This window comes from Enterococcus sp. CWB-B31 (assembly GCF_020567645.1).
Taxonomy (GTDB): domain Bacteria; phylum Bacillota; class Bacilli; order Lactobacillales; family Enterococcaceae; genus Enterococcus_L.
This window is the reverse complement of record NZ_JAJDJW010000019.1, coordinates 53,494-68,533: the sequence shown is the minus strand read 5'-3', so window position 1 is coordinate 68,533 and position 15,040 is coordinate 53,494. Positions and strand designations below refer to the sequence as shown.

At 37.4% G+C, this 15,040-nt stretch carries 11 protein-coding genes; 6 read left to right on the top strand and 5 right to left on the bottom strand.

The features are described from left to right. The first annotated feature begins 599 nt into the window (after positions 1-599). Both LI954_RS14155 and LI954_RS16385 read left to right on the top strand, forming a co-directional pair. Positions 600-1,349, top strand: coding sequence for a winged helix-turn-helix domain-containing protein (locus tag LI954_RS14155; RefSeq protein ID WP_202067247.1), 750 nt, complete (start codon positions 600-602; stop codon positions 1,347-1,349). 460 nt (positions 1,350-1,809) lie between these two features. Beyond that, positions 1,810-1,857: a hypothetical protein gene (locus LI954_RS16385; RefSeq protein WP_420705913.1), complete on the top strand. Its 48-nt coding sequence runs from the start codon at positions 1,810-1,812 to the stop codon at positions 1,855-1,857. A gap of 291 nt (positions 1,858-2,148) precedes the next feature. Here LI954_RS16385 and LI954_RS14150 read toward each other — a convergent pair whose 3' ends face one another. The 3 genes from LI954_RS14150 to LI954_RS14140 form a co-directional block, all read right to left on the bottom strand. Continuing rightward, positions 2,149-3,129, bottom strand: a complete 981-nt coding sequence (locus LI954_RS14150; protein WP_202067248.1) for a dipeptidase — start codon at positions 3,127-3,129, stop codon at positions 2,149-2,151. 450 nt (positions 3,130-3,579) lie between these two features. Further along, positions 3,580-4,197 carry a YitT family protein gene (locus LI954_RS14145; protein ID WP_202067249.1) on the bottom strand — a complete coding sequence of 206 codons (618 nt, stop codon included), beginning with the start codon at positions 4,195-4,197 and terminating at the stop codon, positions 3,580-3,582. Between the two features lie 171 nt (positions 4,198-4,368). Continuing rightward, the gene (locus LI954_RS14140) at positions 4,369-4,698 is read right to left on the bottom strand and encodes a hypothetical protein (protein WP_202067250.1); all 330 of its coding nucleotides are present in this window, start codon (positions 4,696-4,698) and stop codon (positions 4,369-4,371) included. A gap of 282 nt (positions 4,699-4,980) precedes the next feature. Here LI954_RS14140 and mnmE point away from each other — a divergent pair, with 282 nt between their 5' ends. The 3 genes from mnmE to LI954_RS14125 all read left to right on the top strand — a co-directional run bounded on the left by mnmE (position 4,981) and on the right by LI954_RS14125 (position 9,568). Beyond that, the gene (mnmE, locus tag LI954_RS14135; protein WP_229444782.1) at positions 4,981-6,378 is read left to right on the top strand and encodes a tRNA uridine-5-carboxymethylaminomethyl(34) synthesis GTPase MnmE; all 1,398 of its coding nucleotides are present in this window, start codon (positions 4,981-4,983) and stop codon (positions 6,376-6,378) included. A gap of 835 nt (positions 6,379-7,213) precedes the next feature. Beyond that, positions 7,214-9,115: a tRNA uridine-5-carboxymethylaminomethyl(34) synthesis enzyme MnmG gene (gene mnmG / locus LI954_RS14130; RefSeq protein WP_229444779.1), complete on the top strand. Its 1,902-nt coding sequence runs from the start codon at positions 7,214-7,216 to the stop codon at positions 9,113-9,115. 279 nt (positions 9,116-9,394) lie between these two features. Beyond that, positions 9,395-9,568 (top strand): thiazolylpeptide-type bacteriocin, encoded by a 174-nt coding sequence (locus LI954_RS14125; protein ID WP_229444778.1) that lies wholly within the window; start codon positions 9,395-9,397, stop codon positions 9,566-9,568. A 593-nt stretch (positions 9,569-10,161) separates the two neighbouring features. On the opposite strand, the gene LI954_RS14120 is transcribed toward LI954_RS14125, so the two are convergent. Beyond that, on the bottom strand, positions 10,162-12,483 hold the full coding sequence (locus LI954_RS14120) for an Ig-like domain-containing protein (protein WP_229444777.1): 2,322 nt from the start codon (positions 12,481-12,483) through the stop codon (positions 10,162-10,164). A 1,107-nt stretch (positions 12,484-13,590) separates the two neighbouring features. Here LI954_RS14120 and LI954_RS14115 point away from each other — a divergent pair. Beyond that, positions 13,591-13,821 (top strand): hypothetical protein, encoded by a 231-nt coding sequence (locus LI954_RS14115; RefSeq protein WP_229444776.1) that lies wholly within the window; start codon positions 13,591-13,593, stop codon positions 13,819-13,821. A 184-nt stretch (positions 13,822-14,005) separates the two neighbouring features. Here LI954_RS14115 and srlE read toward each other — a convergent pair whose 3' ends face one another. After that, positions 14,006-15,019 (bottom strand): PTS glucitol/sorbitol transporter subunit IIB, encoded by a 1,014-nt coding sequence (gene srlE / locus LI954_RS14110; RefSeq protein ID WP_202067267.1) that lies wholly within the window; start codon positions 15,017-15,019, stop codon positions 14,006-14,008. Positions 15,020-15,040 lie beyond the last annotated feature (21 nt).

Below are 15,040 nucleotides of genomic sequence, written 5' to 3'. Positions count from 1 at the left end.
TTCCTTTCTAGTTGGTTTTGTGGTGATTCTATTCTAGCGGAAATGTTGTGTGTCTTCCTTGTTTTTTAATGAGAAAATAGGACCGATAGATTTTTTTCTATCAGTCCAATAAATTATAGAGCCCTATTTCAACAGGTATTAGAGTCACATAAAAGGATAGTTTTGCCGGCTTGTAGTTTGGATTTTAAGCTCTTAGAGTTATGCAGTCTAAAATAAGATACAAGACATATTTAAAAAGAGCGAGTAAGCATCTCTTTTTTTAAAAATAATTTTAGTTCATTATCCACAAATATATTGAATTTATTTGTTTTTGATGAACGATATAGATCATTTTTATTTTAGATAAAATAAAAATCTATCTGTTGGTTTTCGAAACAAATAGTTAAATGTGTTATATATAATTAATTTAATCATATTTTTATTTTAAAAAAATATAAGAAATAGTATGGACTTATAAAATAGATTGTTCTAAAATGAAGTGTGTAAAAATACTAATTTTATTAAAAATTATTTCATTATTATGTTTGGAAAAGAAATTATTTTTTAATTAAATTGGATAGAAATTGAAATTTAGAAAAAAAGAAAAGGAGACTCCTGTCATGAACATAGGTGTTATTAATCTATCAATTAAATTTGAAGAATCCTATTCAGAAATTCTGGAAAAAAATGATATTAATGTAGTTCAGTTGACTGCAGATAATTTTGAAGAAAGAGAGTCTGAATGTGATGGAATGATTATTTGTGAAGATGCTGTACAGGATACAGCTTGTACATGTAGTATCCTGTTGAAACTTAAAGAGAAGCCAAATGTATATGTATGGGTTATGTCCTCCAACCTACAAAAAATTATGAGAAGTGTTTATCTGCAATTAGGTGCATTAGGTATTATACCGGAGGATTTGGAACCCAATGAACTTCAATTATTTATTTCAAATAATTTAAACAAATGTAAAAAAGCATTTTTTTATGAAGGAAAGCACTTAAAAAAGTTAGAACCGGAAGAAGAAGTAATGTCAGGTACAAAATCACTGGAACTTATTCCTAGAAATCATAGTGTGAAGATTAATGGGAAAAAAGAAATTCCTTTGACTCGTCTAGAATACAAAACTATGGAAATTCTCTATAAGAATAAAAACAATACTGTCATATACAAAGAATTATTTGAATTAATATGGGATAAAGAATTTAATAATCAAAACTATCGAGTGGCAAATTTAATTTTTCATTTGCGGGAAAAAATTGAATCTGATGCGGTAGATCCGATGATTATACGTACTGTTCGCTCCAAAGGCTACATGCTGTGTTTAAAAGAATATGATAGGGAGATAGGACGGGAAATACATAATTGACTTTTAGCAAGTAGGCAAGGTAAATGAAATCAATAGAATCAAAAAAATGAAACCGCTTTGGATCAACCTACTGATGGCTGCTGTTCTCTGTGGGGCAGTATTTGTACGGCTATATAGTAACATATGAAACATACAAGCAGACATTTTCTATCATTGAACACCATTTATAGACTATCTTTTAATGTAATCTATAGTTTGGTCAAGAGCACTAGTCATCATTTTTAATTACAAAAGTTGATAAAGCTGAGATCAAAGAAAATTAAGAGTTTATCTTGGGATTATCAGATGAATAAGAAATTAAGCAACTTGGGAAGGTGTTAGGAAACCGCTCACAGGAAATTGTAACCGTAGATAGTTCTTCAGCAGCAGATATAGTGCTGAACTTCCTACTTTTAACTGAAATGAAGAAGAACGAATACTGTAAAATCGGCTGCAGTTGCGGCTAAGGATAAACTATTGAATCGAGAAAATCAACCAGCTATTACGAGGCTGGTTGAACTATTTTTGAAAAGGTTATTGGCAATCAAATGATTCTGAAGCTTTTATTTTTTGTTATTTTGATGTCGTTTGGAACTGCGAGTGAGCAAAATCAAAAGTAGATTTTTTATGTTGAAGTATTTGTTAGACAGTCTGACATACGGTGGTGTGAGAGGTCGGCTAGTCAACTAATAATTAACCTCTTGCCCGATTCATTTGTAGCATAGATTATGAGGACCTAGTCGGGAAAGTTTTTTTCGCTCCATAGTTATAGAATTGGATCGTCTAAAAGCATTATTTTTATTATAAATAAGATCGGCTGCTATAAACACTCTTTATAAAGACGAAGAACATTTCCGGTGAAAATCTTTTCTACTTCCCCGGAAGAGTAGCCGGCTTGGTCCAGTGCCTGATACAGTTTAGTGACAGAAGAAGCATCAGGCAGTTCAGATGAGACAGGAATGCCGTCAAAATCTGATCCTAGACCAATACAATCAATCCCTCCGATAGTGTGAAAATGATTCACGTGAGCAATAAATGCATCAGTTAGCGACACAAACCTATTTTCCTCTTTTAGAAACAGGTCAAAGTAGTTTATACCGATTACACCGCCTCTTTCGGCAATTTTTTTAATCAGAGGATCGGGCAGATTTCGAAAATGAGAGCAAACAGCACGGGCATTTGAATGACTGGCAACAAATGGTTTTTTAGTGTGAGTCAGAACATCTTCAACCAGCTGATCTGAGCCGTGAGAGACATCAATGATCATTCCCAGCTGCTCCATACGCTGGACGATGGCTGTTCCCTGTTCTGTTAAGCCTTGCTGAGCAGTCGTCAAAGTCTGTGTTTCTTCATTAAAAAATGCTGCGTTTGGAAACCCGATTTCATTCAGATAATTCCAGGTAAGAGTCATCATCCGAACTCCCTCCTGATAAAACTCCTCCAGCTTTTTCAAATCTCCGCAAACAGGTGCTCCCTCTTCCATCGTCAGCAGCGCACTCATGAGGTTGTCATTTTGATTGGCTTGTATGTCTGCATAACTTTTAACAGGTTTAATCCAATCCTGATTTTTTTCCATTTCCTCATAGAAGCAAGCAATCATTTCTTTGCAGGTTTTGTAGGGATCAGCAGTTTCTTTTTTATCCATGAATAGGGCAAAATTTTGAAGCAGATATTCTCCCTTCTTCAGTTTTTTCCGGTCAATTTGAAACGTGTTGCTTCTTAGGTATTCTGCTGATCCATTTTGCTTGCTTTGATAAATTTTCATTATTGTATCACAATGCATATCTATTGTATTTAGCATAATTATTCTCCTCGTTTTTATTTATCGTACCTCTTTGAAAGACTTTCGTCCATTGTTTTCAGAAAGGCCTTGGTAGAACTGTCAAAATAAAAATAGTCCTATGTATTTTTCAAAAAACTTTTCAGAAATATGAATGTAAAATGATTATTTAATAGGAATCTTTCAAAATTCATTGACAAAAGAGTGCAAACAAAGTATATTTACTACGAAATCATTCTTATCAACGTAGGCAATACGGAGATAAAGTAGTTGAAGCGAATACGCTTCTCCCAGGCCTGATTCCCATAATCAGGTTTTTTTATTTGTCATAAATAAATGGTCTTATAAACTTAGTATTAAAACAATCCTTATAATCAATACAAGCGTTTCAGTTGTAATAGACTCTATAGCGTTCTTGTTTAATAGTTGTTAATAGTGAGTATGTTACTGTTATTTTTAATGTTTACTTAATTAGTTAGATAAATCTCTTATCGCATCTTTTTTTCTTTCGGCGGCTGTTTCTTTTATCTGCATCATTTTTTTCATAAAAATGGCAATGAGATAGATCGAAATAGCTGAGACAACAGCTTCTCGAACACCAAAAACAATAAAATTTAATAAAATGATCACGAGATTCGTTAAAAAAACACCAGTTGCACGATCCATGCCAAAATGACGATTAAAAATCAGCGGCGGAACAGTCACTCCGCCATTAGAAGCCCCAATCTGATAGAGGATGAATATACCCAGGCTGAACATGAAGCTGCCGATAATCAAAGCAACTGGGAAAAATCTGGTTACAGAAACAACTGGAACATAGCTCAAAATGACTGGAAACATCAGGCTGCCTAGAAGTGTTTTTAGAAATACATCTCGATTCAGAAATAAAAAAGCCAGACAAAGCATCAGCAGATTTACACTCCAAACGATAACTGTGCGGTCAATGAGCAAGAGTATTTCAAGAAGATAGCCAATGGAGCCTACACCAGCGGAAGCTATGCCATGAGGAAGCAGGAAAAAATTCAATCCTATGGAAATAATAATAATCCCTGCAAGAATACCGGGGATTTTTTTCAGTTCATCTTTCATTTGAACCCTTCTTTCTCAAAGTAATCATTCCTTTCCATACTTTATCAAAAGAGTCTCCCTAATTGCAGGCAATTATTTCATAGGTCTGCGAAAAAAATGACCCGCTTTACAGGTCATTTATCTTGAAAAAGCAAAAGACCGAGGATTTTGTTTCCCGGTCTTCTGTTTCAATTATCCTATTGTGGTCGGTGTATACTGAACAACGGTTCCATACGCAAAGATTTCGATAAATTTCTCATCCTCTTTTACAACTAGTTTTTCTTCAAAATGGCAGTTGATTACTGCATCTGCATGATATTCAAACGCCATTTGCTTCAGCTTCAGGCAGACATTTGCAAAGATAGCGTTCGGATCTGCTTCTGGAGCAAACAAGTCCTCCTCTACTCGGTCAGCTGCAAAAATAATATCCCGCAAAATATATTTCTTATTAATATTTCCTGTGGACAGGGTAATGCTGCTGATCTGATCTTCCAAACTTTGAATATTATTATTTCGACTCATAATGTTTACCTCCTAAAGTTATGTCCTCTTTATTGTAATGATTAATAGAAGGAAAAGCAAAGCTAATATCTGTTAAAGTTTAAGCAATTTGAAAGAGTCTGTATTGCGTAATCATTAAATTTGTGCTATTCTATTTCCAGTAAAAAACAGACGGAATAAAGCAGTCAAAGTGCTAAATCCAACCTTTTAAGGACAAAGGGTGGAGTGGGCGCTTTTTTTGTAGCTTAAATATAGAATATTGTTTTTATTTATACATAGGTATACAGAGAAAGGAAGAGAATGATGCAGCAAGTGACTTTGGAGTTTGATACAATTGCCGCTATTTCCACACCTCCTGGAGAGGGAGCAATCAGCATTGTTCGTTTGAGCGGAGATGAGGCTGTTGTGATTGCAGACAGCGTTTATCGTTTCGGCAGCAAGAAGTTAGAAGAGGTACCATCCCATACCATTCATTATGGTCATATTTTTGACCCGAAAACAAATGAACTGCTTGATGAGGTGATGATTTCAGTAATGAGAGCACCAAAAACATTTACCCGGGAAGATGTTGTGGAAATCAATTGTCATGGTGGTATTGTGGTTGTTAATCAGCTGCTGCAGCTGCTATTGAGGGAAGGTGCACGTCTGGCAGAACCGGGAGAATTCACTAAACGAGCTTTTTTAAATGGACGAATGGATTTATCTCAGGCAGAAGCAGTAATGGATTTGATTCGGGCAAAAACAGACAAAGCCATGCAAGTAGCGCTGCATCAGCTGGATGGAAATTTATCTGTATTAATCCGGTCATTGCGACAGGAAATTTTAGAAACATTGGCTCAGGTTGAAGTGAATATTGATTATCCTGAATATGACGATGTGGAAGAGCTGACAACTAGACTTCTGTTGGAAAAAGCTGTCTTTGTTAAAGCCCAAATTAAGGGGTTGCTGACAACAGCCAAGCAGGGGAAAATCCTAAGAGAGGGACTGAGTACAGCAATTATTGGTCGTCCAAATGTTGGGAAGTCAAGCTTGCTGAATCATCTGCTGCAGGAAGAAAAAGCGATTGTCACAGATATTGCCGGAACAACCAGAGATGTAATTGAAGAATATGTCAATGTTCGCGGAGTGCCTCTGAAGCTGATCGATACAGCAGGGATTCGTGAAACGGAAGACCTTGTGGAGCAGATTGGTGTGGAACGCAGCCGTAAAGCACTGGCAGAGTCTGATCTGATTTTACTGGTATTAAATCAGAATGAAGAATTGACACTTGAAGACAGGCAGCTTTTGGAAGCAACAAAAGGACTGAAGCGAATTATTTTACTAAATAAAATGGATTTACCCTCTGTGTTAGATAAAGAAGAGCTGACTCAGCTGGCAGAAGTAGAAGAAATTCTTCCGGTTTCTGTTTTATCCAATACAGGAATGGAACAGTTGGAATTAAAAATTGCTGAGTTGTTTTTTGGTGGTAAAACAGGTGAGAAAGATGCGACCTATGTTTCCAATACTCGTCATATCGCTTTACTGGATCAGGCAGTGTTATCATTGGAAGAAGTAATTCGAGGGATTGAAGCAGGCATGCCTGTAGATCTGGTTCAAATAGATATGACCCGCTGTTGGGATTATCTGGGAGAGATTGTCGGAGACAGTGTGCAGGATGAGTTGATTACACAGTTGTTCAGCCAGTTTTGTTTAGGAAAATAAGTGGTATAGCAATAGAAAAATTCAGTTGTATAAATATAAAGAAAAAAGATTGTGCCAAAGCTTCTCCATGCGACGGGTAATTGCAGGAGCACGTACACGAACGTAACTGCGAGGAGTAACCGCAGGAGCACATGCACGAATATAACTGCAAGGAGTAACCGCAGGAGCACATGCACGAATAAACTGCGAGGAGTAATAGCAGGAGCATGTACACGAACGTAACTGCGAGGAGTAATAGCAGGAGCACGTATACGAACGTAACTGCGAGGAGTAACCGCAGGAGCAGAAGTGTTCCCCCTCAAGAACCAAATAGGTAACATGCATCATCTACTCTGACAAGTCAATCGTAGTGATTTATGTCAATAAGTCGGAATATCCGAAAATTGTCAAGGAACACTAGTCATAAAATGAATAGCTGTGAATGGATACCTTTCTGGAGCTGCTTATATTTCAGTATCGTTCGACTTATTTCCGAGATGTTGCCTGCGATTACTCGGCGCAGTTTAGGACCGACCAGTGCTAGTTCTACTTTGCCATTTCTGCTTATATTCGTACTTTAGCAGAATGGTATGTGTAGTTTCGATAAGTATTCCTTGAATGAAACTAGCTCACTTGATGTAGTAGAACTGTATGCGTAGCGTAGAAGAACTGCTGTCTCTACGAGTCTAATGATTCTTGAGACAAAACATTACACTGTATCCATTTTTCTGCGTCTATAGTTCTTACGAATGTTCGAATCATACAAAGACTGGAACGCCGTTTATTCGGTTTTAGGGGACTCAGACATACTTATGTCACAGTCCCTATTAGTAAAAATTAAAGGAGCCTAACATTAATGAATCAATTTAGTGCAGAAACATATGATGTTATTGTTGTCGGAGCCGGACATGCAGGATCAGAAGCAGCATTGGCTGCAGCTCGTATGGGAAGTAAAACGCTGCTGTTGACAATTAACTTGGATATGGTCGCATTTATGCCTTGTAATCCATCTGTTGGCGGACCGGCTAAAGGTGTCGTTGTCCGTGAAATCGATGCATTGGGTGGAGAAATGGGCAAAAATATCGATAAAACGTATATTCAAATGCGGATGCTGAATACAGGAAAAGGCCCTGCTGTTCGTGCGTTGCGGGCACAGGCAGACAAGCATGCTTATGCATCAGAGATGAAGCATACGATCGAACAAACGGAGAATCTAACGCTGCGTCAAGGAATTGTAGAAAACCTGATTGTTGAAGATGGTACCTGTAAAGGAGTTGTTACGACAACAGGAGCTGCTTATCAAAGTAAAGCAGTGATTATCACTGCGGGAACTGCCTTGCGTGGAGAAATCATTATCGGAGAATTAAAGTATTCTTCCGGTCCCAATAACTCACTGCCGTCTATTGGTCTGGCAGACCATTTAAAAGAGCTGGGTCTTGAAATGGATCGTTTTAAAACAGGGACACCGCCACGGGTGAAATCCAGCAGCATTGATTACTCGGTTACCGAAGAACAGCCAGGGGATGAGCGGCCAAATCACTTCAGCTTTAGTACGCCGGATAGTGCTTATAATCTTGATCAGCGTTCCTGCTGGCTGACTTATACAAACGAAAGAACACACGAAATTATTCAAGCGAATCTGCATCGAGCGCCAATGTTTACAGGAATTGTCGAAGGAGTGGGTGCTCGCTACTGCCCGTCTATAGAGGATAAAATTGTCCGTTTTTCAGACAAACCGAGACATCAGCTGTTCCTGGAACCGGAAGGTCTGAATACAGAAGAAGTATATGTACAAGGGCTCTCCACATCTCTTCCAGAAGATGTACAGACCGATGTTCTTCACTCCATTGCCGGGTTGGAGAAAGCGGAAATGATGCGTACAGGCTATGCAATTGAATACGATGTCGTTGTTCCTCATCAGCTGCGTCCAACGCTGGAAACAAAGATCATTGAAAATCTGTTTACTGCCGGACAGACAAATGGTACGAGCGGCTATGAAGAAGCAGCTGGACAAGGATTGATCGCTGGAATTAATGCGGCGCTGAAAGTTCAGGAGAAAGATCCGTTTGTAATGAAGCGCAGTGATGGCTATATTGGCGTGATGATTGATGATTTAGTGACGAAAGGAACCAATGAGCCATATCGTCTGTTGACTTCAAGAGCAGAATATCGACTAATTCTGCGACATGACAATGCTGATTTACGTTTAACTGAAAAAGGACATGAGATTGGTCTTGTACAGGAAGAACAATATGAGAGCTATCTGGTGAAAAAAGAGGCAGTTGAAAAGGAAATTGTACGTTTAAATTCGGTTAGAATAAAGCCGACAGCGGGTGTACAGGCATTTTTAGAAGAAAAAGGCTCAGTACCATTAAAAGATGGAGTCCTTGCTGCTGATTTCCTGAAACGACCTGAAATGACCTATCATGAAGTTCTTCAGTTTATTCCGGCAGAGGAAGAAGCGTTAGACGATAAAGTTATTGAACAGGTAGAAATCCAAATCAAATACGAAGGCTATATCAAAAAAGCACTGGAAAAAGTTGATAAGCTGAAACGCATGGAAGCTAAACGCATCCCTGAAAATATCGATTACGAAGCGATCAATGGACTGGCAACAGAAGCAAAACAAAAGCTGCAGAAAATCCAGCCTGAAACCATTGCGCAGGCAAGCAGAATCAGCGGAGTGAACCCGGCTGATTTGAGTATACTGATGGTGTATATCGAACAAGGGAAGATAGCGAAGGTGCAGATAAAATAATTAAATAGTTGAGAACCTCCAGGCCATTTCATCAGGTACATACATGAGGACCCTGGAGGTTCTTTTTTGAGTTCATAATCACTTTGCTATTACTAAAATAAAGAAGAAATATAATCAAATCTTACTATCTATGAACAGTTACGACTGAAAATGTCACACTTGGAAATTTTGATTTAAATGATTGAGTACAGTAAATAAGCTCATATGTAATAACTGACATTTGGCAGAGGTATTAAGGTATTGTATGGGTGTAATAAAAAAACGGAAGGAGAAACAGTTATGGGAAAAGAAATCAGTACAAGTGAATTAAGGGTAAATGAATTCGATTTGGAATTAGAACTACTGAATTTGGATGGAGTATCGGCAATTCCTGAAACAACTGCAAGCAGCGGCTCAATAAGCTGTTCAGCATCATCGACATGTGGATCAACTTCATGTTGCGGTTCTTGTTAATCTTTGAATATTGAGGATATATTGAAGGGATTGTGATATTAGCATATTCCTGCCTCCCAAAAAAGAATAAACAGTGTTTCAAAAGCAGTTCTTCTACGCCTTGCTACTCATACAGTTCTACTATAAATAATTTAGAAAACAGAACTGGCATCTCGGAGCTAGGCGCTTTTTATACGAAAATTAAACAGCTCAAAAAAGGCTACCTCCTACTTCATTCGTAGTTAGCTAGATTTGGTCTAGACTGATTTGATAACTGTAAGCGTTAGAGTTGTCTTTTTCTCTTGTAACTATCTTTCTCCAAATTCTTGGTAACGGGACGCATCGAAAAACATCCGATAAATAATTCGTAATATCAAATGTACGGTCGCAACAACCGTCTTTTCGTGCGACGAGTAATCGCAGGAGCAAATAAGTAGAACGATCTAGTTTGTCCCTCAAGGTCAACTTGGAGAAGGGGCTCAATTAATCATCGACCTACAAGCCTCTCCTGTCCTCTTTAGTATGACAGGAAATAGCGTGCAGGTCGATGATTTTTCATTTTTATTCTGTTTGGTGAGGGTGATAGCCCTCATGAGTGTTTGTCCCACTCTCATTTATTCTTGAATACGAACCCAAACGCTTTTCTTATTTTGACTTAATGGATCAGTAACTGTAATCAAGAGGTTGCCTGGTTCAGTAGCTGTAAATACTCCTTGATTTGCTAGAGTACCGTTGCCTTGAAGCCCTGTTCCCCGTCCTGTTTTGAAAGTGACTTTCTTTGTCAATCCATTGTTTGCCTGAGCAATAATCTTTGTACTTTCTCCTACTTTAAGTGTAATGTCGAGAGGGGAAGAGATTGTTGGTGGATTTGGTTCATATTTAATTAGTTCAAAGTCATATATTTCACCTGGTGTACCTACCATTCGGAATCTAATTCCTTTTTTCATATCTTCTCCATAGGCATATGGAACAGAATCATAATAGAAACCATCTTCTTCAACATAACCGCTTATACCGCTAACCCATTGATTTGATTGGAGCTGACTCATTTGACTGTTCCTTTTCGAAGATTTTATCGTGTAAAAATCTTCTCCGCTAAACTCACCATGGAACCAATCTACATCCATTGTATAATCAATCTTTCCAGTATATTTGCCGGCAATCTCAATCTTAGTAGCAGTTTCAAAAGTATTTCCATGGTCATCGTTCACTACTATTCTTACTTGTACAGCCTCACCTGTTATCGGATCTTCAATTTTTATGGATGATATTCCCGGATCAACAGCAACTACACGTCCATTTGAATCAACAGGTATATTGTCTCCAGTTACAGAGTATGTTAAATCACTGGTCACTTCATGACCAGTTTTTGCTTTCAGGCTGATTGAATCGCCTATATTCAGTGTATAGCTGGTTTCATTTACTACAGGGAGTCCGGAATCAATAGCAATGACTTTAAAAGAATAGTCAGTACCAACTTTTTCGCTGAATTTAATAGAAATATTTTCGTAGTTTTGAAAAGAAGCATTGTTTGCTGTATAAAACAATCCATCTTTTTCTATAGTATACCTTACTGAAGATCCCGAAGCCCATGATCCAGATTGAGTATTTGTTCTGGCTATTTGTGTTGGCTTCGTATCAGAGATGACAATAAAAGATTTTCCCTTATCAATTTCACAAAAGAAAAGGTCTGAATCCCCGTTGTATTCAATGGTTCCAAAAGATTCTTCTCCTAATTTAACTGAAGTGGCACTTAAATAGCTATTTCCATGATCATCACCAACGACCACTTGACTGTTTGCTGTGTAGTTTCCATCAGTAGTAGTTGCAGTAATGGTACTGATTCCTTCTTTGATTCCGCTGACTACCCCATTAGAATCAACAACAGCTATTTCAGGATTTGAACTTTCCCACTTAATAGTTGGAATAATTGCATTTTCAGGTTCAGCACTTACCTCCAATTTAATTGTTTCCAGCTTTTTTGGTAATAAATTGGCTGTTTTAGGTGCAATGGCTATTTTTTTCAATTCGACTGGCTTACTGATTAAGTAATTAATAAAAGCAAACCGATTGAAGTCAATATTTGTTGCTCGAGCAGCAATTGTTTCATCTTTTTCATTAGCATAGGAAACAATTACTCCTCTGATTTGATTCAAGCTGTTGTACAGCGGTGAACCACTGTTTCCTGTTGTTACATCAAAATAGGTAAAAAGATTTTTTGAAGAATCTGGCATGATAATATTTGTTTCGTTATTTTCTGTATACATGTCACCACCGAACATTCCCGGATAGCCTGTCACTGTATAATTTCCGTAAGAATAATAGTCTTCAAAATAGGTAATCCCCATCCAACCAGTCTGTGTTCCAATGGAATTCTCCAATTGAATCAAAGCGATATCTTCTTCAATTGTAGGATTGTCCCGATAGGCTTTTGGTATATAAACTTTCTTTGATTCTGTTTTTCCAAAAGGTATTTTTGGCTCAGTAGTAGAATTTCCGGGAGTCACATGAACATTTGCAAAACCGTTTTCCAGATTAAAAACAGCATGTGCACAGGTCAGTACTAAATTACTATTAATTAATGCGCCAGATCCTTGTCCGCCGTTGTGTCCGTTGCCGGTCGCAACCGTTCGTACTACAGCAGAATACGGATATTGAGTAGTATCGGTTACTTTCACTCGGTCATCTTCACCTATAATACCAATACCGGAAGCAGTTTTTGCAGCTTTGAGAGCGACAGGTGGAGAAGCTTCCAGACTTTCTGGCAGTCCGTCTGTCTGAATTTCATTGAATGAGATAACTCTTTCTGTGCCGCTTACCACATCATATTCAATCCAGTCATTGTTTTCATTCGCAAAACTTACTGTTGGTTTAAATAACAAAAGTACAAGACCAGCAATAATACTTATTGTTAACCTATGCAACCTTTTTTTCATTTTGGTCCCTCCTAATTAAGTGTGCATATAAGTATAACATTATTTTTTTTGAATTGTTATTTTATTTTGTTAAAACAATTTTTTTCATTTGGATAATATGGTTGTTATAGCTTGCATTATCTGTAAAACAGTTTATTGAAAGGAAAGATATCAGATTTCTTTAAGTTTATACTGTGAGTGAATAAATTTTTATTTATTTTATAATTGTTATTTAATGTGTTTGAAAATGATAGGATGATTGAATTTCTAAATCGCGAAAATTTTTACATTCAGTCAAAAAATTGGTATCTACTTTTGTTTTTAGATTTTATAAAATTTTAATTAGTGTTATTTAAAATACAAATATAAATAATTGATACACGTGAATTTCTTAAAAATAGCTAGATAACTTGTCAACTAGGGATAGATATTTAGAATATGTAATATAGAGAATAAGTACGCACAGAAAGAAGGATTGAAAGTAATATTTGTAACCCGGCAGATTTCAAGAATAAATAATTTGTAGGTTTACAGGGAAAAAGAGAATAAATCAAAGTCAGTTTAAATGGGATAGTACTAAGCATTTTTTTGTGCATGTTTCATGTGGAACAATTCAATGATACATAATTAATATGGAATTATAGCTTCTAATTGTTTGAAAGTGATTAAGCCTGAGTAATTAAACTTTAAAAGTCAGTCTCAGTAATCCAATCTAGTTCCATTAGTTTATTGATAACACTATTAAAATCTAAGTTTACATATTTTACTGTGATTGTTCTAAATTATAATTTGACATGATGGCTGTGGATGCTGAAAAAAATGAGTGCATTGAAGCTGGAAGTTGTCTATCTGTGTATATTTCTAAAAGTGTTTGGACACAGATGAAAGAGGTAGGTATCATAATCATTAATATTCTGACAAGTACCAGTGTTGAGGATATCTCTTTAGATATTCAATTATTTTGATGGGAATAGTTATGACGCTGTTTGTCGGGGCTATACTAAGATTACCTGCAGCAGCGGGTATCTTTAGCAAAGGTACTGGCACAGGATATGGAGACTATTTTGCTGGATGAACCCAATAATCACTTGGATTTGCACCACTAGATTGACCTAGTCAGCTACTTGAATGACTGGACAAAAACATATAACAAAACAAATGATCGGCGTGTTTCATGATACTCGTCTGGCACTGTCTCTAAGCAGAGAAGTGCTGTTTCTTAAAAGCGGGAAAATCGTTCAAAAAGGAGATTTTTTGGAGATAGCCTCAAAAATACTGCTGGAAGAGGTTTTTGAAATTGATATGGTTGCTTATTTTCAAGAGCAGGATACTATCTGGTCCAGCATTGTAGAAAATTAAAGGTATGAAATTGATAATGGGGTAATTAAAAATAGCTTATTTAAAAAAATATAAAATGCCCCCTCTGAGTATTGTCTGTTTAAACAAATATCAGAGAGGGCATTATTTTTTATAGAATTCAGATGTGACTGATACTTTTAAATGTTTGGATTCTCAGTGGCAGCTTAGTCACAGTGACTGCTTTTTAATACATTCCAAAGCTGGCAAGCCATGCTAGAAGTACTGCGAGCGGTCCTGTCAGCAGCCGAGAGAACAGAACGGCAGGAACTCCGACTTCAACTGTATAAGGCTCTGCTTCTGCAAGGGTCAGCCCTACTGGAACAAAGTCTGCACCTGCCTGAGAGTTAATTGCAAACAACGCCGGCAAAGTCATTGCAGGAGAAATGGTTCCTTTACCTACCTCAACCCCTAACAGCACACCAACAACCTGGGCAATAACAGCTCCCGGTCCAAGAACCGGTGACAGTACTGGAATTGAACAGATCAGAGATAGAATAAGCAATCCCGGAAGGTTTCCAGATAACGGCTTAACTGCTGTGGCAATCACATTTCCGATACCGGTATAGTTGATTAAACCTACCAGCATACTTACAAACGCCATGAACGGTAAGATATTTTTAATCACCATATCAATGGTGTCGCGTCCGGCCTGATAAAAAACGCCGACGACATTTCCGACAACCCGTCCCATTTTATTAATAAGAGCCATAATGCCGGTTTGCTGCTTGGCATTTTCTTCTTTGGCAGTTCTCACTTTCTCTTTTGCTTCCTGATACGCAGATTTATCAGCAGTTGCCGATTGTTTCTTGACTTTTTCCTGAACAGGACCTTCAGCTGCTGCTGTGATAGTATCAAGTGTAACACCTGAAACAAAATTTTGTTCATTGATAAATTTCATCAGTGGTCCTGAAGGCGTTGTAGAATGAAGATTTACAGTTAGTACATTTAATTTTGGATAAACGCCGCATCGGGCAGTTCCACCGCAATCAACAACTGCACAGACCATTTCCTCCGGTGCCACTTTTTCTTTAAAGCCATCTCGTGCTTCTGCGCCGATCATATCTGCAATTTTCTGAGCCACTGGGTGAATACCTCCGCCAGTGATAGAAGCTACAATTGTTTTTCCTTCACTTACCTGCAGCGTCAGAGGTCCTCCCCATCCGCTTGGTCCTTTATGAGCGATTACTGCTTTTACCATTTATATTCATCTGCCTTTCTT

What these genes read in the sequence shown, in the direction of transcription:
- LI954_RS14155 (WP_202067247.1), top strand. Translation starts at nt 600, where the DNA reads ATGAACATAGGTGTTATTAATCTATCAATTAAATTTGAAGAATCCTAT.
- LI954_RS14150 (WP_202067248.1), bottom strand. Translation starts at nt 3,129, where the DNA reads ATGCTAAATACAATAGATATGCATTGTGATACAATAATGAAAATTTAT.
- LI954_RS14145 (WP_202067249.1), bottom strand. Translation starts at nt 4,197, where the DNA reads ATGAAAGATGAACTGAAAAAAATCCCCGGTATTCTTGCAGGGATTATT.
- LI954_RS14140 (WP_202067250.1), bottom strand. Translation starts at nt 4,698, where the DNA reads ATGAGTCGAAATAATAATATTCAAAGTTTGGAAGATCAGATCAGCAGC.
- mnmE (WP_229444782.1), top strand. Translation starts at nt 4,981, where the DNA reads ATGCAGCAAGTGACTTTGGAGTTTGATACAATTGCCGCTATTTCCACA.
- mnmG (WP_229444779.1), top strand. Translation starts at nt 7,214, where the DNA reads ATGAATCAATTTAGTGCAGAAACATATGATGTTATTGTTGTCGGAGCC.
- LI954_RS14125 (WP_229444778.1), top strand. Translation starts at nt 9,395, where the DNA reads ATGGGAAAAGAAATCAGTACAAGTGAATTAAGGGTAAATGAATTCGAT.
- LI954_RS14120 (WP_229444777.1), bottom strand. Translation starts at nt 12,483, where the DNA reads ATGAAAAAAAGGTTGCATAGGTTAACAATAAGTATTATTGCTGGTCTT.
- LI954_RS14115 (WP_229444776.1), top strand. Translation starts at nt 13,591, where the DNA reads ATGACTGGACAAAAACATATAACAAAACAAATGATCGGCGTGTTTCAT.
- srlE (WP_202067267.1), bottom strand. Translation starts at nt 15,019, where the DNA reads ATGGTAAAAGCAGTAATCGCTCATAAAGGACCAAGCGGATGGGGAGGA.